We start from the raw sequence: 26,398 nt of genomic DNA on the forward strand, positions 1-26,398 counted from the left end.
TTTACCGAGTACGAAATAATGGTGTGTACACTACTGTCTTTTTTAACAGCTCTACGGTTTAGCCGTGGCCAAAAACGTGGTGGCATACTATCACTAATGTCTGCTACTTCCACTCTTAGTGTTACTCTGGGAGTAGCAATAGTTATCATTAGCCTGAGTACGATGAACGGTTTCCAACGTGAATTTAAACATCGCATTTTATCAGTAGTTCCACATGGTGAAATCGAGGTAGTACATCAACCATTTCAAAATTGGCGATCTATATTGCAACGGATTAATAAAGTACCTGGCATTCTAGCTGCTGCACCTTATATCCAGTTTACTAGCCTACTCGAAAATAGCGTACACTTACACGCAGTGCAGGTAAAAGGCATTGATCCACAGCAGGAAAACCAAATTAGCATATTACCACAATTTGTACAAAATGATGCTTGGAGTCATTTTAAATCTGGCGAGCGGCAAATTATCCTTGGTAAAGGGGTGGCAGATGCTCTAGCTGTTAACGGTGATTCTTATATCACAATGATAATCCCAAACAGTGATCCTAGACTTAGGCTATTACAACCCCAACGTATCCGATTGCATGTCATAGGAATTTTACAGCTTAGTGGGCAATTAGATCACAACCTAGGGTTAGTTCCACTGAGCGATGCGCAACAATATCTAAATATGGGTAATAGTATTACTGGCATCGCCATTAAAGTAAATCAAGTATTTAACGCAAATAAGCTAGTGTATGATGCGGCTAAGGTGACTAATACTTACGTCTATATTAAAAGTTGGATCCGTACATATGGTTATATATACAATGATATTCAGATGATTCGAACTATTATGTATTTAGCGATGATACTAATAATCAGCATGGCTTGTTTTAACATCATTGCTACATTGATGATGGCAGTAAAAGATAAAATCGGTGATATCGCAATACTGCGTACTCTCGGCGCTAAAAATAGCTTTATTCGTGCTATCTTCATTTGGTACGGCCTACTGACTGGATTAATTGGCAGCTTTAGTGGAATGGTAGTAGGGGTAGTTTGTTCTCTGCAACTGACAACTATTATGAATAGTGTTAAAAAATTGACAGGCCATGCATATTTATCAGGAAAAGTATACTTTATCGACTTTCTACCTTCTGAGCTGCATAGGCTAGATTTAGTAATTGTAATAGTGATAACACTTATCCTGAGTTTACTAGCAAGTTGGTATCCAGCTAAACGTGCTAGCTGCATTGATCCAGCAAGTGTGTTAAGTAGATACTAATTAAATGATAAGTAGAACAACTACCTGATGAAATAAAAAATTAACGTGGCTGATAATTTATGATTTCACTTATAAACACTCTTTATATACCACATCGCTTTTCTTGTACGTATCGCTATCATAATGTCATAGTGACATTCGCTAAAACCACTATAGTATTATGGTTTAGGATGAGTGTTAAGCCACAAAAGGTATATCTTTATTGAATATTAAAGATAAATTGGCGGTAATATCTCTAAAAGATAGAGCTCGCTATGCTATCACGCTGTTAACATCTTCAATAGGCACCAAAGATTTATAGTGTACTCTGTCATCAATGGCAACACATTAAAAAGATAATATATAGCGCTAGATATTCTCTACGACATCGACTATAATGAAAGAGAAACAGACAACTTCCCTCTTGTTATAGCGATATTTTACTATTACAAGGTACCAATAACCTGCAAGTACACTACAATGATTTCATGCCAAATATTCAACTTCTCTAAAAATCATAGCCTGAAGATCAGTATGCAGACTTACTTCTGGTATTTTTATAACACTATATTATAAATCAAGTATAATTTTCTCAGTATAAATAACATTTATTATGCGTTAATTAAGGCTGTTGTTTGTATTGCTATGTGCACTCTTAAAGTATTTATCTAGCGATCAATTTATTGATGAGATAGCATTAGGTGCTACATATCATATGTAGCACCTAATTTTGAAATTAACTCAATAGAGTATTATTTTAATATCACAGAGTACAGCCTAGTGAACGCGGCAAAATTATTTTTTTAGACAACTTCTTCATAGGAAAAATGTCTCTAAAATATAAAATCCGCTAAAGTTAATTCTGATACACATATGTTATCGTAGTCAGTTTAAGTGTGCAGCGCTTATAATAACTGAAATGCATAAATAATCATTAAGAATTCTGAGTATGTTCATCATACGTGATAAGCCACATTCTAAACAGCCAAAGGCTCTACATAAACTATTTTCTGTAGTTTATAGGGCTATTATAGTAATCATAGCATGTATCTGTCCTATCTTATAGCTTATATGAAGAGCTAATCTGATACGTTTAATATCTAATTTCTGTTCTACTAATAAAACGTAATGGAGTATAATACAGTACCGGAATTTCTAGTTTATGCACACAAACAATATCAATAATCTATATAGTCAATAATCGTTTTATACACTATAAGTAAATAATATAGATTAAGAATAATGCTTACATAAGATAAATGAATCAAGAAATAACCCCTAACCGCAACGCATACAAAAGATTTCTCTATAGAGTTATTTGTTTGTATAATTGTCGTACACTATGTTCTTCAGTCATAAAATACAAAATACTGTTTTTCGCTATTTCCTAAGAGACTATTATACTACTGTAATATAACGTAATTAACTAGCTGACACATCGCTCAATGTTAGATAAATCAAAAAATTTAACAGCATAAAACTCATAGCTACGATAAATACTTATATCTCGCAACTCATTATAAAGATTAAGTTACTATTAATTATGAACGGCGTTCTAAAATTTCAAAATAAAAACTATGAGTATTTACTTTATCTGCATGGTAAGGTTTACTAAATAAAATTTTCCATTCATCAAATTTGTAACTGGGAAAATAAGTATCGCCACTAACTTTAGCATTAACATGCGTTAGGTACATGCGCTGAGCGTGCATTAAGAACTGTCTGTAAACATTCCCGCCGCCTATTATTATAACTTCTTCCACGTTTGCAGCAGCAGTTAATGCATCATCTAGCGAACGCACCCAAGTTACTTTAGAGTAATTATCTAAACAACTACTTAATACAATATTATGCCGCATAGGTAACGGGTATCCAATAGATTCAAAGGTTTTTCGTCCCATAATGACTGGCTTATTTAATGTGTGATATTTAAACCATGCTAAATCCGTTGATAAATACCATGGTATTGTGTTTTCCATGCCAATAACGTGTTTTTCTGCCACGGCAGCAATTAAACTAATAAACATATCTTATCCTTTCCTTGTATAAGGAATGAGTTCTCATGTATACTGATAGATTATTTTAATATGGATGAGAGAGGTAAAACAGTAGAGCACAAAGACAGAGCGCATACTCATATCTTTGTTGATCTTTATAACACCAATACTGTAAGTCTTTTGAAATAAATTTAATATTCCATCTAGGAGTGTTAATAACGCTATATCTTATAAGCATCAAGAATGATATAAATTATTATATTAACTTACGGAACCTTAACATCTAATATGCTTACCGAACTTTTTCACCTTTATTAAACTTTTTTATATTAAACGATCAAAAGCACTTAAATAATATACTGACATTTAAAACAGACAATCCGAAAGACATCTAATGCAGTTTTATTATCAAAATACACTCAAACCGGTAATCTATATTAGGATGTTATCTATACGCATATGCTAAAAGGTGATTTTACTAATAAACACTGATTTTCAATTCACATTCGAAGCAATATCACTAATCTTCGAAGACTATGACACTGATAAGCAATAGTTCACACTATAAATACTAGAGTTCTAGTGATTAGAAAGTAAGTGACACACTTTTATCTCGAACTGTAAAAGAAAGGTCTGCTAAATTTTTTATGAATTTCTGAAGAGATAAAATCCAAGATGATATAATATCTTTCTTTATTCTACAACAGAAAGCAAAAATTTTAAATAGACACTCTTTTGTTTAATCTCTTTTTCATTAAGTAATTAATTTAGATAATAAACTTAAAGCAAAATACTTAATTGTATCACCGTGACAACTTTTTAGGTCTATTGTGGTAGTCACGATTGCTCTTATAGTGAAGTTAATACGTTACATGCTACGCGCGATGTTTAACACATTTTCATTATAAATTATATAAAACATTAACAGTACTTTTAGTGAAATTAACAATACTGCATTTTTGCCATCTATATTATGGAGTCAAAGATGAGTCGTAATTTTAGCAAAAATCACCTTCGAGCAATCATTACTAATTGCTAAATACTAGTGCAAACGTGTACGCATAAGAACAATCAGCGTGCTGCAAGTCAAAAGTTTTAACTATTAATTTACAGTACTTACTGCAAGTAAGTCTTATGGAATGGAATAACTGAATTCTTAACGAATACATTTTTGAATTACCAGATAATAATTCTGGATTTATTCTGCTTTAACGTAGTTATTAGATCAATATGCAATTCCACTAAATAAGATAGCACTATAAACAGCTTATATGATTAAAACCCTTGAAACAATCTATCAGAATCATATGTCACGACAATGAGCAATAAAACTATAAAACACTATAGCATATTAATCGAAATATTAATAAATATATAATATAGTTACTCAACCACCATATGAGTTAATAAAATACTTACGATATAACAACTTGATAGCTGGCTTATTCAGTAGCCTAAATCCCACAAGTCATGACAAAATTTATTAGTACTGTACCTAAACAAAGACTCTTCCACCATTCGGTATATCATGGAGTACTATATTACCATCTGGAAAGTCCTCTATATATAACCCACGTTTAATATCACATATTGCTCTATCAACAGTCAGATAGTGTAACTAGTAATAATTAATTTCTACAGATTCTTTGTGGTATGTAAAGTGGTATAATCAAAAAAATAGACTATATTTTCTAAAAAACACAGTTGTTTTAAGTCTGGCTTATTAAGACGTAAGAAACTTGTATGGTACTCTACATAGAGAAATAATAAAATGAAAACGGCTAAAATCAGATCAACTAACTTTATCCGCCAGATCATAGATAAAGATCTAGAGACAGGTAAATATGTGTTAGTACGTACTCGCTTTCCACCAGAGCCGAATGGCTATCTGCATATTGGTCACGCTAAAGCTATTTGTCTGAACTTTGGCATTGCACAAGATTATCAGGGCCAGTGTAACTTGCGCTTCGATGATACTAATCCTGAAAAAGAAGATATCGCGTTTGTAGAGTCAATCAAATATGACGTAGAATGGTTAGGATTTCGATGGAGTGGCGATGTCCGTTATTCCTCAGATTACTTTTATCCACTGTATCACTATGCGGTTGAACTCATTACGAAAGGCCTAGCATATGTTGATGAGTTATCACCGGAGAAGATTCGTGAATACCGTGGTAGCCTGACTGCACCAGGTAAAAATAGTCCATATCGTGACCGTAGCGTGCAAGAGAATCTGATGTTGTTCGAGAAAATGCGTGATGGTATGTACGTCGAAGGAGCTGCCTGTCTACGCGCTAAGATTGATATGACCTCATCATCTATTATTATGCGCGATCCCATACTGTACCGCATTAAGTTTGCTAAACACCACAAAACTAACAATAAGTGGTGCATTTATCCGATGTATGATTTTACTCACTGCATTTCCGATGCACTAGAAGGGATCACGCATTCCTTATGTACTTTGGAGTTCAAGGATAATCGCCGTCTCTATGACTGGGTACTAAATCATATTACAATCCATGTCCACCCACATCAATACGAATTCTCACGTCTCAATCTTGAGTATACCATTCTGTCAAAGAGAAAACTCAACCAACTGGTGATGGAGAAGCGCGTTGAAGGTTGGGATGACCCACGCATGCCAACCCTATCTGGTTTACGTAGAAGAGGCTATACTGCTGTCGCCATTCGAGAATTTTGCCAACGTATTGGCGTGACTAAACAAGACAATAACATTGGATTTATGGCACTGGAATCCTGTATTCGTAACGATCTGAATGAAAACGCACCGCGTGCCATGGCGGTACTAGAACCAGTAAAAGTGATCATAGAAAACATGAGTACGCAAGAAGAGGTACTTATTATGCCTAACCATCCAAACAAACCTGAAATGGGCAGTCGTAAAGTACCGTTTAGCAGAGAGATTTATATCGATCGCGCTGATTTCCGCGAAGTAGCTAATAAACAGTATAAACGTCTAGTGTTAGGAAAAGAAGTCCGACTACGAAACGCCTATGTCATTAAGGCTGAGAGAGTTAAAAAGAATAAAAAAGGCGAAATAGTAGCTATCATTTGTAGCTATGATACTAAGACACTGAATAAGGATCCAGAGGATGGCCGCAAAATAAAAGGTGTCATTCACTGGGTTTCTGTAGCTCATGCATTATTAGCTGAGATTCGATTATATGATCACTTATTTAACGTGTCAAATCCAGCATCTGCTGTAGATTTTCTCGCCACAATTAATCCAGAATCTCTGGTGATTAAGCAAGGTTTTGTTGAGCCCAGTTTAAAAATTGCACCACCAGAAAAAGCTTATCAGTTTGAACGTGAAGGCTATTTCTGCGCTGACAGTCATTTCTCTTCAAACAAACATATGGTTTTTAACCGCACTGTTAAATTACGCCATACCTGGATGAAAACAAGAACTTAAACGACACCCAGTATATATTAAACATTATTTTAGATACATCAATGTATTTTACTTTTCCTGCTATAAAATTTTTTCTTTTAATCTTAATGTCAATGCTCTATCAAACCATTTATGGTGGTCTGTAATCGCCTTAGAATATAGTGCTAAAAATTTGTAAAACAGCAGAAATACAAGTGATAAAGCAACTAAGTTTAACCTCAGAGGCTTTTATCATGTAATAGATGAGATTATTTATTCCATTTAGTATGAAACACACCTACTTGATCAATGCGCTGGTAAGTATGCGCACCAAAATAATCACGCTGTGCCTGAATTAAGTTAGCAGGCAGCAATACTGAACGATAGCTATCATAATAAGCGATCGCTGCAGAAAAAGCATGAACAGGGATGCCGTTCTTGATAGCATAACACACTACATCACGTAGTGCCTGTTGGTATTTATCAGCAATCTCCTTAAAGTAAGGAGCTAACAGCAGATTTGAGATATCGCTATTAGCAGCGTAAGCATCGATAATATTTTGCAAGAATTGGGCCCGAATAATGCAACCGGCGCGAAAGATTTTAACAATCTTGCCATACTGAAGATCCCAGTTATGCTTCTTAGAAGCAGCCCTCAACTGAGAAAATCCTTGCGCATAAGAAATAATTTTTCCTAAATATAGCGCACGACGCACTTTTTCTATAAATTCAGATTTATTACCAACAAATGGTGTCACTCTTGGGCCGGTAAGCACTTTAGCGGCAGCAATACGCTGGTCCTTCATTGAAGATAAATAACGCGCGATCACAGATTCAGTGATGAGTGACAATGGTTCACCTAAATCGAGAGCACTTTGACTTGTCCATTTACCAGTACCCTTATGGCCTGCTTTATCCAGAACAACATCTATCAGATCGTGCCCATCTCCATCTTTCTTAGTGAAAATGTCTTGGGTAATATGAATTAGATAACTATTTAATTCACCTTGATTCCATTCAGAAAAAGTCTCAGACAACTGTTGATTACTAAGAGTTAATGCCTGCTTTAATATAGCGTAAGCTTCTGCGATCAACTGCATGTCACCATATTCGATACCATTATGCACCATTTTTAGATAGTGGCCAGCACCATCAGTACCGATATAAGTCACACAAGATTCACCTTCTGCTACTGCAGCGATTTTTTCTAGAATTGGTGCTACTAACTCATAAGCTTTTTTTTGACCACCAGGCATGATAGACGAGCCTTTTAATGCGCCTTCTTCCCCCCCAGAAATGCCAGTACCGATAAAATTAAAACCTTGCATAGATAGTTCTCGGTTTCGTCTAATCGTATCTTTATAGTAAGCATTACCACCATCGATCAAGATATCACCGTTATCTAAGTACTGTGTCAGAGATGCAATAGTGTTGTCCGTAGCTTTACCCGCCTTAACCATCAAGAAAATACGACGGGGTTTTTCGAGTGATTCAACAAAATCTTTAACGCTATAGCATGGAACTAGATGTTTATCGGAATTCCCAGAAATAAATATATCTGTCTTGTCGCTTGAACGATTAAAAATTGAGACAGTATAACCACGACTTTCAATATTTAGTGCTAAATTACGCCCCATTACGGCCATACCGACAACACCAATTTGTTGTGTAGACATGTAAAACTCCTTTTTTTGAGTATCTGACTCACTAATACACGGCCAAAAAGCTTCAATACAACTATTATGTTGTCTAAGGATGATAAATGCGGTAATAATTAGTATGATTAATCATATGTATCGCTATGTAAATCTTAAAATAGTTTGCTTATTGCATGCTCACTTATTAAGCATTTGATGGTATAACTTGATATAGCTTGCTGCCATACGCTCAGAGGTAAACAAAGCCTGAAAACGTTTTGCAGCATTTTCGCCATAGCGCTGAGTTTTCTGGGGATTGCGCCATAATATACCCATCGCAGCACGTAAGGCTTGCGGATTGGAAGGTGGTACAACAAGGCCAGTTTCCTGATTAATATTGATATATGTTGTTCCTGTACCAAGCTCAGTTGAGATTAGTGATTTACCATACATAGCGCCTTCGAGCAAGGTTATACCAAAGGCTTCAGAACGAAGATGAGAAGGAAATATAACGCTATAACATAATTGAAATAACGCGGCTTTATGTTTATCGGGTAACATTCCTAAAAAATAGATATTTTTTAACCCTAGGTCTTTAGCCTGTTTTTTAAGATGAGTTTCAGTGGCACCCGAACCGATAATAACTAACGAAAAGCTAGTATTCTGCATGGATTTCAGCAAAATATGCATACCTTTATAATAACGCAACGTACCAACAAACAAAAAAAAACGCCCTGAAAATCGTCGACGCCAATACTCTAAGTGCATTTCATTGGAAACAGGATAAGTTTTTTTATCTAATCCATAAGGAATAACTTTTACCTTAGATAAATACTTTTGCAGTACCAGGCTCGTTTTCACATAATTATAAGAGGCAGCAACGATATAATCGACAGAATTCAGAAATTTATCCATCAAAGGCGAGTAGAATCTCAATGCTATTTTTTGTTTAATAATATCTGAGTGATAACTCACTATTGTTGGCTTTTTTATCCCACTAGTAAAATGCAACAAATCCATAAATGGGTAAGGAAAATGGTAGTGAATAATATTTGCCTCAGCGGCTAGTTTTTTAAATTTACTTATTGCGCTTATAGAAAATGGAGTAGATGCTATCTCAAAATCTTGGTAAGCATAGTAAGCTATATGCTGACCAACTTTTTGGTTGTCGATATCACCACGAGCGCTCAGTGACAATATTGTCGATTGTATCTGATGGTGCACACCTGCTTCACTTAATTGAAAAATAACTTGTTCTACACCGCCAAATGAATCTGGGTAATAAGTTTTATAAAAATGTAGCACTTTCAACATACAATGTCAGACCTGTTGGTAAGCAAGTAGGGTTTCTTGCGCACAACGTTTCCAAGAAAACTGTTTCGCTCGGTTTAACCCATTAATTTTAGCTCGCTTACGCCATGTATTATCTTCAATGCTTCTTTTAATCAGTACTGTGAGTGTATCAACATCTTTTGCGGAACACATTAATGCACAACTACCGGCTACTTCAGGTAAAGATCCACTATCCGAACAAACCACTGGTACACCAGATGCCATTGCCTCTAGTATAGGTAATCCAAATCCTTCATATAGCGATGGAAATAGGAAACTTCGGGCACCGGCAAATAAATACGGCAACACTGCGCATTTCACGTAACCCAAATAATAGAACCAGCCGGAATTTTTAAGATGTTCAAAGCGTTGATGTAATGCTGCGCTGCTCCAACCTGCACACCCACTAATCACTAAAGGCACAGACATACGTAGTGCCATAGGTAAACGCTCGTAAGCATTTAGTAATGTCTCAATATTCTTTCTCGGTTCTATAGAGCCGACAAACAAACAATACTGATTAACCTGTAAGCCCAATAGAGATAAAAAACGACTAAGGTCTTCAGTGGCACGTGGATAAAAAATACCGCTACTAGCTAGTTTGGCGACATATACCTTACTTAAAGGTAAATTAAAATATTCAGCTAATTCCAAACGAGCAAAATCAGAATCTGCTATAAGAATAGCAGCACGCTTTATGGTTAAACACAGCTCCTTCTGCATAAAATACACACGCTCTGGTCGATGGCACTGTGGCCAAGTAAACACTGAAAGATCATGAAAAGTCGCTAGACAGCGATCAACATTAGGCGGTAAATAAAAATTTGGACTGTGATATATAGCCTCTGGATGTTGTTTAAGTATATATGTTTTTAACCGAGGTACAATTAATCGGTAGAATGCAGAAAAAAAATAACTTTTTTGTGCTAGATAACGCAAACTTTGAACTACAGAGATTTTTTCCCTAACCATAGGGATTTGTCGAATTAAATGATGCCCATGCAGAAAAAAAAGCTCAGATATTTCTTCCCTTTCTTTTAGACAGCTTGCTAACTCTAAAGAATACCGTCCAAGCCCAGTTAAAGGAAATTTAATTGAGTCACTCCCAAATATTACTTTCATCTTCGCTTTTCAACATTAGCTACACTCTTTTTTTAAATATAACATTTTATGCGACGATGATAGCACACAATTTAACTATGTTATCGCATAAGCGTTACTTAAAACATAACATCCCTGAAATCACGAAAAACTAGTACTCTCTAATTGAATCCTTACTAAACTCTCTGTAAATTTTTTTAAAAACCTTATAAGCAGCAAATCATCCACCTAACCCATGCAGTACCATAGCAAAGTTTATCAAAATATTATCTGTTTATTAAAGTAAAGCTTTACAATATATTCTATAGTGAGGTTACTAATTGCATAATTATTTAATAAATCTACCAGCGTAAATCGCTACTAATTACCACCAGGACACTATATCTTGTATGAATTAGTATGACTCATAATCCATACGATATCAAGTGGACAACTAATCTTACATGGTAGTTTTAAGTTACGCACATTATAAACGTTTATAAAACGTTTATAAAACATCTGTTAGTATAACTGCGGCAATTCTAAAAATACGGTCTTCCATAGCATATAACTCCGCTACTATATAGTTATTTATAAGACTATTGCTGTTAGTAAGCTATATACGCTTTCAGCACAAACAATTAAAATGAACACCCATGTTGATTACGATAAATATCTCGCTCAACCATCATCTGACACAATTGCTCAAGATTAGTTTTTGGTTCCCAATTTAAAATTTTTTTAGCACGCTCAGGACTTCCTTTTAACAGCTCAACTTCTGCTGGACGATAAAACTTCGTGTGAACGCACACCCGTGTTTTACCTGTCGCTATATCAATCCCTATTTCTTTCTCTTTTTTTCCCTGAAAACGCAAAGTCATGCCCACAACCTTAAAAGCCATCAGCACAAAATCACGTACACTAACAGTGCGATTAGTGGCTAATACAAAAGTATCTGGCTGTGGTGCCTGTAACATACACCACATACCCTCTACATATTCTTTAGCAAAACCCCAATCCCGCTGTGCGTCTAAATTACCTAATTCTAGTACTGCTAATTTACCTAATTTAATTTTAGCTACAGCATCCGTGATTTTACGAGTTACAAATTCTCGGCCACGCAAAGGGGATTCATGATTAAAAAGAATCCCACTAGCAGCGAAAATCCCATAACTTTCACGGTAATTAATCGTCATCCAATGGGCGTATAACTTTGCAATACCATATGGGCTGCGTGGATAAAATGGCGTGTCTTCTTTTTGCGGTATCGATTGCACTACACCAAACATTTCAGAAGTGGATGCTTGATAAAAACGTATCTGTGGATTTACGATGCGGATCGCTTCTAATAAATTTACTGGACCAATAGCTGTAATTTTAGCTGTAGTAATTGGTTGTTCAAACGAAACACCAACATCTGTCTGTGCCGCTAAATTATACACTTCATTGGCTTTTGTTGTCTGTAATAAACGAATGCTAGAAGAAAGATCAGTTAAATCGTACTTAACTACATGAAAGTCTAGGCATTTAGCAATACCTAATTCTTCAATGCGCCAAAAATTAATAGAACTAGTGCGACGGTAAGTTCCATAGACTACATAACCCTTTTTTAATAAAAGTTCCGCAAGATAAGCACCGTCTTGTCCTGTAACACCAGTAATTACAGCTATTCTTTGAGGCATTAGATTATCCATTAAAATTAAATAGTCTATACTCAAAATAATGTAATATACAGTCAATATCTGCATAGGCCTGCAAAAAAAGATTGTTAGATCTTCTCTTTACATTATTATATTTTTAAATATGTATAATATATATACTGTCTTTAAAGATGTAGTGTTAACTACTTTAAAAGTCTTGCAATCTTTCGCAACAGTTTTTATATGACATCTCATGACATATCATAAAACCACTGACATATTATATAATATTTAACAAAGAAAGTAACAAGTACATCTCAATATCTTACTCATAATTTTCGTGTATTTTATTATATACAAGTTTTAATTGCAGATAAGATAATAATTAAAGTTAATTATACATTATAATCATCTCGTTTCAATTACATTCTATACGATGATATTACCCCTACTTAAAGATTAAATATACTCTCTGCTTTATTAACTAAGTTGCCTGGTTAAAAAAGACATATAAACTATCTATTCCTATTAACATGCACGATCATTTACTTACAATATTAGCTATATTTTACGCTCGGTATATTTATCTTTAATGCAAACACAACTATTCTTATGGGTTGTCAAATATTTATCTGTTAAATATGCATGATATATTTATATGATTTCCATCTCAGACAACTACTATTAATACGCAAACTACATTTATTATTTCTAACCTATTTCCTATTTTATAAACTACCATAAATATCTTTTTGTTATATATGTTATGCATACTTAATAATTATTTATAACTGCTATTATTACTAATCTAGCTGCCGAGTTATGCTGAGTAATGCATTGGTTCATATATTGCCTTATTAACCACTTTATGATGTCTTGTATAGCTGATGAAAAACTATTTATTAGATCTCTAATCTATTCTGCGCATTATATTGCGAATAAATCATTAAAAGTTATTAAACGTTCTAATTAAGGGTTAACCTGCTATAATGTAAAAACTTCGGATATACTAATATAAAATTCTGATTAAGATCTAATCCTCTCAGCAATTAAGTTAAAATTTTAGTTTTCTGAATTCGTCAGAAGCAGCTGAATACTAGCATATTCTTTTTATCACAACTTTTAATATGCAAAACCTTTGTTCCTCTCCATTTTTCCTGATCGTCAATTTAACTTACTTAATCATATAAAATGTTTGTATTGTAATATATTTAGTACTGCACTAACATATATATTAATTACACTGAATTAGGCATCATAAAAAATGAGAACATTGTTTTCCTGTTCACTTATACTAGAACTTTATTCTATCGTAAATGATATTCAATATATATGTTATTATACTTTAATCAACAAGAAAATAAAATAGAGCAATAAATACCACTGCAACTGCAATGCACAAACTTGAGAGCATATACACAAGTTATTTATTTTTGAACAAAGTACTAATCAATTGTTTTGCGCTTTCTTCCCAAGTCGACCATTTTATACCAGTTATATCAGGCACTGCAGATTGACTCCTTAATACTAGCCATTTCTTTATAGCATTAGCAAGATCAACTCCTGTAATACCATTAAAATAAAATGCATGTTTACCAGCAATTTCTCTAAACACCGGAATGTCACGTACAATTATAGGTAAATTATATTTTGCTGCTTCGACTAAAGACAGACCAAAACCTTCTCCAATACTAGCTGCTATTAAACACTCTGCAGTACTATAAATTTGCTCAAGGTATACATCACTTACGGTAGATAGCCAAAAAAGTCGAGAATTCAATTCTTTATGATTATAAAGTCGTTTAATAAATTTTTCAACCATCCACCCTTGTTTTCCAACAATAACAAGATTCACATCTTCACCATTTTCCCATAGTAGTTCAAATGCGTCTAAAACCTGAGCGTGTTGTTTTCGGGGTTCAATTGTACTGACTATCACAAACATTTTACGTTCTGATATTTTTCCCTGTATATTCAGAGAATATACAGAATCACTATTTGATGGTGTTGAATCCATAAAGTCTGCACCTAAATTAAACCGCTGGATATCAAATGAACCACTTCTTTGTGGGTAGTGATATCTAATCCAATGCGTTAATTCATTAGCAACAGTTTGAGAAATACATATCGCTCCATCAAATTGAGTTATAAAACTTAACCACTTTTCATAAGTATCTTTTGCACCGGGGAAAAAATTTTCCGATGATAATATCGGTAATAAATCATATACAATAAAATATACTTTAATACCACGCTGGTACATTTCACAAAAAAACTTTTGATTCGACAAAATAATACTTGGCTGCCAATCTAACCCTAAGAAAACATCGCCTTGCCACATTTCTATTGGACTATCCTGCGTCCAATTCGAAGGGATATTAAGAAACTGGCATGTAAAATTTCGCGCATAACTATATGTTCTAGAAGATTCTTTTGAATATACTGCTTCAACAATCCATCCGCAAGGTGCACTGTGTAATAATTGCTTCAGAATCGCACTGACTACACGCTGAATACCGCTTTTTGCGTTCCTTTGCACAAATTCAGATATGTCAATTAATATTTGTTTTCTACGTGGTTCTGGTTCATAGTTATTAGCAATAGCAGTAGCTAAATTGAAATATTCACCTGATATATCATGATGAATATCACTAAAAATATCGTTAATCAGTTTTTTTTCGCTGCAATCAGAGTGTTCATAGAAACGCTCAATAGCCATTTTGTATTGTTCTGCACAAGTTCTAGGTTGATGTAATATTCTAATATTAGCTACTGCAGTAGCTTTTAATTTTTCTCTATAATCAATATCTTTATACAGCAACATTAAAGCATCGATAAGATCAGTCTCCAAAAATTCGTCGGATAACTTCACGACACTGCCATCGTCTAAATCAGCAAAAGATCCATTCGCATTCACTATTGTCGCTATACCATAGTTCATGCAATCTAGTACCGCTCCTGATGTTTCACCTCTTGAAAAACCCCTAAGTTGTACAGCAATATCAGCAGCAGACAACCATGTTTTATAGTCTGTAAGACTTACCCAACCAGTTATCGTGATTCTTTTACCTCTATTACTTTTTTTAATGGATTCTAGTAAATTCATACCATATGATCCTTGATCATTTTCCCCAACAAAGATCAGCAAACACTCTTTATTTACAGATAATGAAGAATGTAACCAAGCTGAAAGTAATTTATGATTCAACTTTGTTGGTCCCAAAAAACCAAAACTACAAACAACAAATCTTTTTTCATTAATTCTAAGTTTTTGTCTTGCATGAAGTCGAGACACATTATAAACAGGAGTGCGTAAAAGTGGGATGATCGCCCAATCAAAGGGATTGATATATCCATATAGTAACGATGCAAGTTTTCTTGAAAAATCAGAGTGAGCAATTACACCTAAAGAGTTTTGCAAGACTGAAATATTACAAGGGTATTTGTATATAACATCATTGATATCCTTAGCACTATACCTCATTAATACAGCGGGCCAGCCCTCTGATTTATGTAATTCTTGCGTCAACATTCCAGGTAACTCCGCACTTACAAGGTCGATATGTAATATGACACCTGAGATAAAAAAATCATGTAACACAACAACACCGGGGTAATCATGTAATAATTTAAACATATACCCATGAAATATAGAATTACCAAAATGATATAAAACACGTTCATATCTTTCGGAATGCTTTTCGAAAAACTGCATATCTCTTATATTACAACTAGCAATAATATCAAGATCTGTGATTTTTTTGTTTTTTTCTATAATGACATCAATAATATAATGTCTACTTAATTCTGCGAGTAACTCTATACTATAACTAGCCACACCAGTCTTAGCAGGTGGTAATGGTGATATAAAAGCTAAACGCCGTCTATTAACTATTAAAGGTGTTAATGATCGCCGACAATTTAAATTGTTCTCATGGAGCTTTTCTAAAGCTTTCCATGTATTTTTAGCTGAAAAAGCCCAAGAAAAAGCCTGTGCTTGTAATGCACAGTGTTTCTCTAGCGAAACTTTAAAATCATTATCCGTTAAAATTTTTTCTATTTTATCTGCAATGCTCTGGCTATTATAAGGATCAAACAATGCTTCTTTGTTAGCAATAACTTCAGGAATGCTAGACAAGTTTCCACCAATCACCGCCTTTCCACAACGCATAGCCTCTAATATCGGCAAACCAAAACCTTCATGCCATGAAGGAAAAATAAAAAACATACAAATATTGTATAATACAATTAACTCAGATTTAGCAATGTAACCAGTAAAGATCACATCTGTCTTATCTAGCTTATATTCTCTACATAATTGATTTAATCGATAGCGATCTCTATTCTCCATGCAGCATACAATAACCAATTGGTGTTTTTTTCTTAAGCTTTCAGGTAATAAAGAAAAAGCTTTTAATAAACCCGCTATATTTTTTCTATGATCTATTCCACCAGTATATAAAATAAATGAAGTATTTAAGCTATACCGTTTAGAGATAATTAAACGCTCATTTTCAGAGAGTTGAATTTTTTTAAATCTCTGAGAACAATCAGCTGAGATATTAATAACATTACTTTTATTAAATCCTAAATATTTTTCAGCTTCATAACCTGAAGAATTAGAGATTGATAATAACAAGTTTGCACGACGTAAATGATTTATTTTTTCTAAATACCAACGCTTAATAACGCAATTTTTTAAATATATTTCTTTGTATATTAATGGAATAAGATCATAAAGAATAATGGCTGTTGGGATTTTACTATTAATACATCTAACGCTAGTTACAGCATCATCAAGTAACCCCTCAAATAATGAAGTAATGAGCAATATATCAGGAGATATTTTGTTAATACAGGCTTCTCTAATTTTTTCATTTATTTCTCTCCGTATATTATTATTCTTATTTATAGCACTAACAGAGCCCGTACCGCTCCAGATAACAATGTTTTTTTTAGGTAAAAAAGCACTAAATTCACTATAAATATAGTTAATTTTTTTAGAGAGCATACTATTTAAAAGTAAAAATACTTCATGATCTTTGTTTACTTCAAGAAGATTCCTCACTAAATAATACGTATACTGTCCGATACCTCTCTTAGCATTTATTGCTTGTAATCCTTGCATGTCAATAACTATGCGCATTAACGCTTCCTCATGCTTTCATATGATTTTTTTTTAAAACTTTATAAATAGCATATGCTTTTGGTGATAATTGAGATGCAGCGCTTATTTTTTTTTCTTTAAATTATCTGTAACTAACGGTCTATTTAATATATCTAATGCTTTATTGATATAGTGATAACATCCTATTTTTTTTATGAATTTTAATATTAATTGCTTTAACTTTTCTTTTCTATTTAAACTCTTAATACATTGTCTAATAAAAACACAAAATACCTTAACAAGGTAAATTTTGAATCTTAATGGATAACTGGTAATATCATTGGTTTTTATTAACTTAACACATAATTGTGTCCATCTAGAAATAGCACGGAGCGCTGCAGTTATCCTCCATGATGTACTGGCATACACATCAGATAAGTTCGCCTTCAACTCAGCATTTTCTTTGTGAACCATAAGATTTAATCTCTCAATAGAATTATCTAAATTAGCTATTTTCTCATCTCTAACTGTTAACAACTGATTAATTTTTAGATGATATTTAGTTGATAACTCTTTCAGTCCCACACCATAATTCACAGAAAAAGCTGTATCTAGCATATTTAATGTGGCTAGTTCTCCTTGTTTTTGAGCAATAACACTGTAATCAGGACTAACACCGCCAAGTACATCAATAATCTGAATATCTTCCTTAGAACTAAGGTTTGTGTTTTCCTGAAGATATAATATTTTATGACGTTTAAAACCTTTATACTCAACGAGAAAACTCAATAATGCACTTGGAATAGGCGATATATGTGTTGGATCAATATAAAAATTATTAGTTGATACTATAATATTTTCAGGATTAGGTGTCTCCATAATTAATAATCCCCCTTGCTTCAGTATCCTAAAAGACTCTTCAACTAATCTTTTAACATTATCAAATCCAAGATGCTCAACTAAATGAAATGATGAAACTATCACTACGGATTTATCATGCATGCTTTCTAAAAAAGAAATAACATCACTTTTTTCAACATTTAATCCAAGATCATGGCAATATGAAAGCATCCCTTCGTCAAGATCCACCCCTTTACTATTAAACCCGAGTGCTTGCATCATCTCTAACCACTCGCCACGCCCACATCCTAAATCAAGAATCGTCTGACCAGGATGAATGGTTTTTAATGGACCAATAAATGGCATATAAGCATGCAATCTTTCTTTTACTAATTCACGGCTACCTCGATGTTTATTTTCAAAAGAACTATAAAAACTATCTTTCATTAATTTCCACCTCTGTTGGTAACCATGCTGTACCTACAAATGCATATTTCTTAATATTAATTACATTAAATACTAATGCTAAATCTCGCCATTCATAATTTTTATTCATGTGGGTATCACAATCGTGAAGCGCCACTGCAACCGAGTAATTACCTTCACCTAAATTCATATTAAATATAAAATTGAATGCAATTTCTTTTCCCGCGTGAAGTGTATGTAGCGCTTTTTTAATATGAAAAGTATTAGTTCCAAAAACAGGTTGACCAATACGATCTTTAATCATATATCCAAGAATAAGATCAGGAATATTCTTTTCAATTTTTACAAGTATTTTTAAAGTTACACGATCACCAACACCCACCGTTTCAATCAGCTTATTATTATGGGAATATAAAGAAGCAGCCAAGATTCTTGCTTCGCCAGAACCAGAAATTGTCTGTATTCTCCCTGATTTAGTATACGTTTGCTTAACTTTCCATCCTGTGTCGGCTTTCTCTGAAAGTATGGCATTATAATAATCCATTATCGATTCCGGCTCTCCTTCTTTCTCAATCTTTCCATTATTCAGTAATATTGCTCTGTCACAAATAGATTGTATCGCCATTTTATCATGAGAGACAATAAGCAACGTTGTACCGTCATGTCGAAATCTGCGAATACGTTCAAAACTTTTATGTTGAAAATAAGCATCACCAACAGATAATGCTTCATCTATAATTAGAATATCAGGTCTAATAGCTGTAGCAATACTAAACGCCAACCTCATCTGCATACCACTTGAATAAACCCTAATTGGTTGTTCTATGTATTCTCCAATTTCTGAAAATGCTTCAATTTCTGGCATGAGTTTATTTATGTCGTTATTATTAAGCCCCAACAGTTGTCCAGCCATATATACATTTTGTCTACCTGTAAAGTCAGGGTGAAACCCCATTCCTAGTTCAAGTAATGCTGCAACTTTTCCATTTATTCGTATTGTACCTGTTGTCGGTTGAATGGTACCTATAATTAATTTTAGTAATGTGCTTTTTCCAGAGCCATTTATACCAATAATACCCACGGCTTCACCCGATTGAATATTAAGCTTTATATTCTCTAACACCCATACTTTTGTATGTTTAATAACTTTGTACGGTGCAAGCCACTCGATTAAACGACCAAATCGTGATGCATACTTCTTGTAAGCCTTACTCACACTATTAACATCAATGGTTCCCATTATAATTCATCTACCATGTCATCTGCATACTTTCTAAAAAGATCTATAGCTAAAATACATAATACAATCGCTACAACTATTACAGGAAAAAGACAACCCCACTCGATAGGCTGTTGATAAATAAAAATACGTTGATAGTTATTAATCAACACAGTCATCGGATTATATTTTAATATAGTCTGCGCCAACTCAGGTAATGTGCTTAATACGTAAATAATAGGAGTAAACCAAAACCAAAATTGTAACAACACAGTAACAAATTGCCCAACATCCCGGAAAAAAATATTCATAATCCCTAAGACCATACCTAATCCTAACGCAAACATTACTTCAATAATTAATAACGGAATCATTCTAATAATAGAAATAAAGTGAAAATTTCCAGTAATAATTAAAAAAATAAGAAAAAGAACAAATATAATAGTAAAATTTATTATTGCAGATAGAGTGATAATTACTGTTAAACATATGTGAGGAAAATTTAACTTCTTTAATAAACTTGCACATTCAATAAAAATATTTTGACTACGGGTAAGAATTTCAGAAAACAAACCCCACGTCATTATTCCTACACAAAGATAAATACTGTAAGAATATGTACCACTAGTTCCAGGAAGACGCGTTTTCATAACTCGCGAAAAAAGAAGCGTATAGATAAGAATCATTGATAATGGATGTAAAATCAGCCATGTCGCACCTAACATACTCATGTTATAACGAAGTTGAAATTCTCTTTTTATACTACCAAGAATCAAACCTCGATAACGATATATAGTTAGTAATAACGCTTTCATTGTTATTCTCCGCTAAGGCGCTCCAATACTTCTAGCGTTTTTTCATGCATTAAATTAATATTTCCCTTTGACTCTACATTTAAACGTACTACTGGCTCAGTATTTGATACTCTAAGATTAAACCGCCAGTCTTTAAATTCCATGCTAATACCATCAGTCATATCAATTAATAAAGCATGATGCCCGTATATGTGTTTAATATTTTGTATTTTTTGCGCAGCATTAGTTAGTGGACGGTTAATTTCACCAGACACTGGATATGTTTGAATACGTTCGTGCACTAATTTGCTTAACGTCTTCCTTTTGGTCGATAATAATTCTGCCACCAATAACCATGGAATCATGCCACTGTCACAATAGGAAAAATCACGAAAATAATGATGCCCACTCATTTCTCCACCATAGATAGCATCTTCTTTACGCATCCGTTCTTTAATAAATGCATGACCGGTTTTAGACATAACTGGAATGCCACCAGCTTGGCGGACAATCTCGATTGTATTCCAAATCAAACGAGGATCGTGGATAATCTTAGAGGCTGGATAAATCTGCAAGAAATTCTCTGCTAATAACCCAATAATATAATAACTTTCAATAAAGTTTCCTTGCTCATCAAATAGGAAACAACGATCAAAATCACCATCAAAAGCAATACCCATATCAGCCTGATGCGCTAATACAGCTTTAGCGGTATCTTTACGACATTCAGGCAACAATGGGTTAAGAATACCGTTTGGAAAATTTCCATCCGGCTGATGATTTATTTTTACAAAAGAAATAGGGATGTTATCACGCTTAAAACAGCGTTCAATCGCATCAATAACATGACCTGCTGCACCGTTGCCAGAATTTATCACCAACTTCATGGGCTTTAAAGTTGTTCGATTGATATAACTCAACAGATGATTAACATACTCATTCAAGATAGTTATCTTCTGATAACTACCACGTCTTTTTGCTGAAACTGAAGGAAAGTCATTGTCTTGTACCAACCGTTTAATTACTAATAAACCGGTATCATCATTTATTGGCTGTGCATAAGCTCGTAGAAGTTTCATACCATTATAATTTATTGGGTTATGACTTGCGGTTACTTCTATACCACCATCCATAGAAAAATGAAAAGTAGAAAAATACACTTCTTCTGTTCCGCTCATTCCGATATCATATACGCTAACACCTGCATCTTGTAGTCCATTCGCTAGCGCTAATTTAAGAGTTTCGCTGCTTAGACGCGCATCTCCACCAATAATCATTCGTAGCGGCTTTAAATAGTGCCCATAAGCACGGCCAATACGATAAGCAATCTCTTCGTTAAGCTCTGTATCAAGTTGGCCACGAATATCATATGCTTTAAAACAGGTTAAGGTATTCATTAAAACCTCAATCTTTCATAACGACTAGAATATTCTTTCATACAAAAATTTCATCATGTTCTCTATAAGAGTGCATTTGTACTTCGATCACTTCTAATGGAACATTACCCGGATTCTCTAGACAGTGAATAACACCAATAGGGACCAATACCGACTGATTTTTAGTTAACAGAAATTTTCTATCTCCAGATGTCACTGCAGCTGTACCTGCAAGAACTACCCAATGTTTAATACGATGATACTGTATTTGCAAAGACAACGCTTTACCCGGATTTACAACAATACAGTTCACATAAAATCGTTTTTCAGAAATTAAAAGTTTATACACCCCCCACATCTGGTAAACATCACGATGTCTTTTGTATTCACTGCGATTTTCTTGTTTTAGATGCTTAACTATTTCTTTAACATCCTGCACTTTAGATTTATTAACTACCAACAGAGCATCTCTAGTATTAACAATCACTAAATTATCCACGCCAATAGCAGCAACTAACGTCTTATCAGTATTGATATAGCAGTCATGCACATTATAGAGGAAAGTATCACCAGTTAATGCGTTCCCCGCCGTATCCTTTGGGCTCACCTCCCATAAAGCAGACCATGATCCAACATCACTCCATCCAGCATCTAGTGATATCATAACAGCATCCTGAGTATGTTCCATAACTGCATAATCAATGGACGCATCAGGACAGCGTGCAAAAGCATCTTGATTAACATTAATGAAATTCTCATCACATGTGGTATTGTTGAGAGCACTCTGGCAAGCAAAAAAAATATCTGGGCGAAACTTTTTTAGTTCTTCTAAATAACGTTTAGATCGAAACATAAACATACCACTGTTCCAAAAATATTCTCCAGAATCCACATAATTTTTAGCTGTAGCAAGATCGGGTTTTTCAACAAAACGTTTTACACAAGAGACCGTGATTTCTGCATTCGCCGAGTATTCACCCCGTTGGATATAACCATATCCTGTTTCCGGCTTAGTAGGTACTATGCCAAATGTTACTAAACTTTTCTCCGCAGAAAAAGGATGTGCTGTCTTAATAGCGGATCGAAACGCCCCAATGTTCTTGATGATATGATCTGCCGCTAAAACTAACATAATAGGATCTTTCCCTTGTGCAAGTGCATTTAAGGCTGCTAATGCTATCGCTGGTGCAGTATTGCGTCCTAATGGTTCTAAAATAATATTATGTGATAACATTCCAATTTGACGCAACTGTTCAGCTACTATAAAACGATGGTTTTGGTTACAAATTATAACAGGTTCACTAATCTCTACGCCATCAAGTCGATTTAACGTTTCTTGCAACATTGAATGAAAACTGCGCAAACGTAAAAATTGCTTTGGATATAATTCACGAGACATTGGCCATAAACGACTACCGGTACCGCCTGCCATAATTACAGGTAATAACATTTCCTATCCTTTATCATATTCAGCAGATATTTAATAAATACAACATATTAAATTAATAAGCACTGAAAAGCTCAAGATATATCCACGTATGTAGTGGCGGTTTAAAACTTAGTTTATCTCCCCTTCTCTATGCTACTTAAAATTTTTCGGGTATATATTTGTCTTATTACAAGTGACATCTTTTAATATTTACCAGTTATCATTGTTCCTACGAAATCGTTTTCTATCAAGTGTTAATAAAGTGAAAAACATAATCTGTTGTCTGCTGAAATATCTTTGATATAAAAGCGACACTTTCTTTGCATTTATTATTTTTATAGCTTTTCTTTCAGACTCCGATATACACTGTAGGCAATCAGAGCATACATTCAATTTATAATTACTTTTTATCTAGGACATTATGTTTTTATAAAGTAACAACTTTTTCCACCTAGGATTATACGGACTATGTGCATAATCTAATTATTTTCCCTTCTTTCGATAAGCATGAAAGATATTTCACTGTTTTGCTTATCAAATATACGGATGCATACTCGCTATGTCGTTAAAGCATAGCATGGCCATACTATTCAGGCGGATACGACTGCAGTTAGTTTTTACCTCTATATTTAAGCTAGCATGTAGTAATCTACTAAATTAGCTCTCTATGTCGAATAAAATACTGTTAATAAATAAGATAAGCATGTTATTTCTGGCTTGTTTAGTTATAGTAGGCTTGCAAGAATTCATCTTTTATGTTCTTGCATATTTAGCAATCACATAAGACGTTTTATACCTGAAACGTTGCATTTCAGCTATTACATTGTAACTCGCACACTACAGCACATAGCCCGTCACACATTCAATCACTCAAGGATATTCTATGTAGCTGACAGATAATAATGAGTTTGATCGGGAATCTTTCATGTACACTGCACTTAAATGACGCACGGCATCTTTATTTCGCATGATAACTGGCGATTATTCAAATAGTTGTTTATCTTTTTACATAGAAATGTATAAAAAAGTCACGGAGACTAAGTAATCCAGCAAGCGTTTACAACCTCAGTACCTAAGAATATAGTGTTTCGATCATATTACCTTACTATCGCAAACTCTGTGATAAAAAAAGTTACAGTCTTCAGTTTACCTAGAGCTACGCTTTACTATCATAGTAATACGATACAGTTTACTTGTAGAACATCAAAAATCATAAATACTGACGAGTATCACACTACTTATATACAATTATACAATTTAATGTATCTCCTAAGTTCTCTGGAGATATGATATAGCATGCGCCTACTGGAATAAACGTTTATTTACCAATACAAAAACTAGAAAAAATACGTCCTAATAAATCATCTGACGAAAATTCACCTGTAATTTCACTTAATGCCTGCTGTGCTAACCGCAATTCTTCAGCTAGCATGTCACATGCATAAGCACTTGTTAAGTGTGCTTTTCCTTGCTCTAGATGCTGTGCTGTTTTTTTTAACGCTTGCAAGTGACGACGGCGTGCTAAAAAACAGCCTTCTATATTTTTTGCAAATCCCATGCTTTGTTTTAGATGATCACATAATATGTCAATACCAGCACCAGTGTGCGCTGAAAGACAAATCAACACTTGACCATTCACTTCTTTTATGCCTAATTTTTCATGAGTAATATCACTTTTATTACGCACTATAGTAATTGGTAAGCTTTTTGGCAAACGCGCTATAAACTCCGGCCAGATATCTATTGGCTCACTCGCCACCGTAGTCGTTCCATCTACTATAAACAGTACTCTATCGGCTTGTTTTATTTCTCTCCAAGCATGCTTAATACCGATGCGTTCAACTTCATTGCTAGTTTCTCGCAGACCGGCTGTATCAATAATATGTAAAGGGATATTATCAATATAGATATATTCACGCAGCACATCACGGGTAGTACCGGCGATATCGGTAACAATTGCTGATTCACGCCCAGATAATGCATTAAGCAAACTAGATTTTCCTACGTTTGGCTTTCCGGCAATCACTACTTTCATCCCTTCGCGCAATAAACTACCTTGACGTGCTTGACGATGCACGTTATCTAACTCCGCGATTGCAATATTTAAGTGTGTTTCTATGTTGCCAGTTGACAAAAAATTAATTTCCTCGCCTGAAAAATCGATCGCTGATTCTACATAAATTCTTAGTTGCGTCAGTACCGATAAAAGTTGGTAAATTCGGTCAGAAAATGCCCCACTTAATGAGTATATTGCTAACCGTGCCGCCTCTTCAGAGCTAGCGTCAATCAAGTCGGAAATAGCTTCTGCTTGGATCAAATTTAGTTTATTATTAATGAATGCACGCTCAGAGAACTCGCCAGGCCTTGCGATACGCACGTCCGAAACGGTTAGCACGCGTTTTAATAGTAAATCTAATACTACCGGACCACCGTGACCCTGTAACTCTAGAACGTCTTCACCAGTAAATGAATGAGGTGCTGGAAAAAATAATGCGATGCCTTTATCCAGAGTGACCCCAATATCATCGTAAAATGATAAATAATCGGCATAGCGTGGTTTTGGTAGCTTACCAAGCAAAGCTAAGGCGACTTCTACAACTTTGCTTCCAGAAATACGTAAAATGCCAATGCCTCCACGTCCCGGCGGCGTAGCTTGTGCTACAATGGTATCAGTTGTGCTCATATACCTCTGATCTTTTTAGCTTCAGAATTTTCACTCTTTTAGTGACTACAACTTAATTGAAACATGCTGTATCGTTAACATGTAAGTAAACCCCTTTCTTTAAGCTTGAATATGGTCAAATAAGGCGCAGATTAAACGCTGCATATGATGGAAAACTTAATCTAATAACTATATCTGCAAACTCTTTAAAATTGCAGAT

General features: G+C 34.3%; 14 protein-coding genes. 2 read left to right on the top strand and 12 right to left on the bottom strand.

The window, feature by feature from the left end:
* The first annotated feature begins 18 nt into the window (after window positions 1-18).
* Window positions 19-1,266: a lipoprotein-releasing ABC transporter permease subunit LolE gene (lolE, locus tag GIY03_RS02455; RefSeq protein ID WP_457913550.1), complete on the top strand. Its 1,248-nt coding sequence runs from the start codon at window positions 19-21 to the stop codon at window positions 1,264-1,266.
* A 1,520-nt stretch (window positions 1,267-2,786) separates the two neighbouring features.
* Here the strand turns inward: lolE and folA are convergent.
* The gene (folA, locus tag GIY03_RS02460) at window positions 2,787-3,272 is read right to left on the bottom strand and encodes a type 3 dihydrofolate reductase (protein ID WP_457913551.1); all 486 of its coding nucleotides are present in this window, start codon (window positions 3,270-3,272) and stop codon (window positions 2,787-2,789) included.
* A 1,741-nt stretch (window positions 3,273-5,013) separates the two neighbouring features.
* On the opposite strand from folA, the gene glnS reads away from it, so the two are divergent.
* The gene (glnS, locus tag GIY03_RS02465; protein WP_457913552.1) at window positions 5,014-6,678 is read left to right on the top strand and encodes a glutamine--tRNA ligase; all 1,665 of its coding nucleotides are present in this window, start codon (window positions 5,014-5,016) and stop codon (window positions 6,676-6,678) included.
* Window positions 6,679-6,905: 227 nt separating this feature from the next.
* On the opposite strand, the gene gndA is transcribed toward glnS, so the two are convergent.
* From gndA to mnmE, 11 genes are all read right to left on the bottom strand, one after another.
* The gene (gene gndA, locus GIY03_RS02470) at window positions 6,906-8,312 is read right to left on the bottom strand and encodes an NADP-dependent phosphogluconate dehydrogenase (protein ID WP_457913553.1); all 1,407 of its coding nucleotides are present in this window, start codon (window positions 8,310-8,312) and stop codon (window positions 6,906-6,908) included.
* A 159-nt stretch (window positions 8,313-8,471) separates the two neighbouring features.
* Complete coding sequence (locus tag GIY03_RS02475) at window positions 8,472-9,587, bottom strand: glycosyltransferase (protein ID WP_457913554.1); 1,116 nt, start codon at window positions 9,585-9,587, stop codon at window positions 8,472-8,474.
* A gap of 6 nt (window positions 9,588-9,593) precedes the next feature.
* The gene (locus GIY03_RS02480) at window positions 9,594-10,727 is read right to left on the bottom strand and encodes a glycosyltransferase family 4 protein (RefSeq protein ID WP_457913555.1); all 1,134 of its coding nucleotides are present in this window, start codon (window positions 10,725-10,727) and stop codon (window positions 9,594-9,596) included.
* A gap of 599 nt (window positions 10,728-11,326) precedes the next feature.
* Window positions 11,327-12,367, bottom strand: coding sequence for a GDP-mannose 4,6-dehydratase (gene gmd, locus GIY03_RS02485; RefSeq protein WP_457913556.1), 1,041 nt, complete (start codon window positions 12,365-12,367; stop codon window positions 11,327-11,329).
* A 1,381-nt stretch (window positions 12,368-13,748) separates the two neighbouring features.
* Window positions 13,749-17,453, bottom strand: coding sequence for a glycosyltransferase (locus GIY03_RS02490; protein WP_457913557.1), 3,705 nt, complete (start codon window positions 17,451-17,453; stop codon window positions 13,749-13,751).
* Between the two features lie 102 nt (window positions 17,454-17,555).
* Window positions 17,556-18,719: a class I SAM-dependent methyltransferase gene (locus GIY03_RS02495; protein WP_457913558.1), complete on the bottom strand. Its 1,164-nt coding sequence runs from the start codon at window positions 18,717-18,719 to the stop codon at window positions 17,556-17,558.
* On the bottom strand, window positions 18,709-19,938 hold the full coding sequence (locus tag GIY03_RS02500) for an ABC transporter ATP-binding protein (RefSeq protein ID WP_457913559.1): 1,230 nt from the start codon (window positions 19,936-19,938) through the stop codon (window positions 18,709-18,711). Before GIY03_RS02500 ends, GIY03_RS02495 begins: the two co-directional genes overlap by 11 nt.
* On the bottom strand, window positions 19,938-20,732 hold the full coding sequence (locus GIY03_RS02505) for an ABC transporter permease (RefSeq protein WP_457913560.1): 795 nt from the start codon (window positions 20,730-20,732) through the stop codon (window positions 19,938-19,940). Before GIY03_RS02505 ends, GIY03_RS02500 begins: the two co-directional genes overlap by 1 nt.
* 2 nt (window positions 20,733-20,734) lie before the next feature.
* Window positions 20,735-22,108: a phosphomannomutase CpsG gene (locus GIY03_RS02510; RefSeq protein WP_457913561.1), complete on the bottom strand. Its 1,374-nt coding sequence runs from the start codon at window positions 22,106-22,108 to the stop codon at window positions 20,735-20,737.
* A gap of 37 nt (window positions 22,109-22,145) precedes the next feature.
* Window positions 22,146-23,537, bottom strand: a complete 1,392-nt coding sequence (locus tag GIY03_RS02515; protein WP_457913562.1) for a mannose-1-phosphate guanylyltransferase/mannose-6-phosphate isomerase — start codon at window positions 23,535-23,537, stop codon at window positions 22,146-22,148.
* A gap of 1,297 nt (window positions 23,538-24,834) precedes the next feature.
* On the bottom strand, window positions 24,835-26,199 hold the full coding sequence (gene mnmE, locus GIY03_RS02520) for a tRNA uridine-5-carboxymethylaminomethyl(34) synthesis GTPase MnmE (protein ID WP_457913563.1): 1,365 nt from the start codon (window positions 26,197-26,199) through the stop codon (window positions 24,835-24,837).
* Window positions 26,200-26,398 lie beyond the last annotated feature (199 nt).

Source organism: Candidatus Gillettellia adelgis (genome assembly GCA_020541285.1).
GTDB classification, from domain to species: domain Bacteria; phylum Pseudomonadota; class Gammaproteobacteria; order Enterobacterales; family Enterobacteriaceae; genus Gillettellia; species Gillettellia adelgis.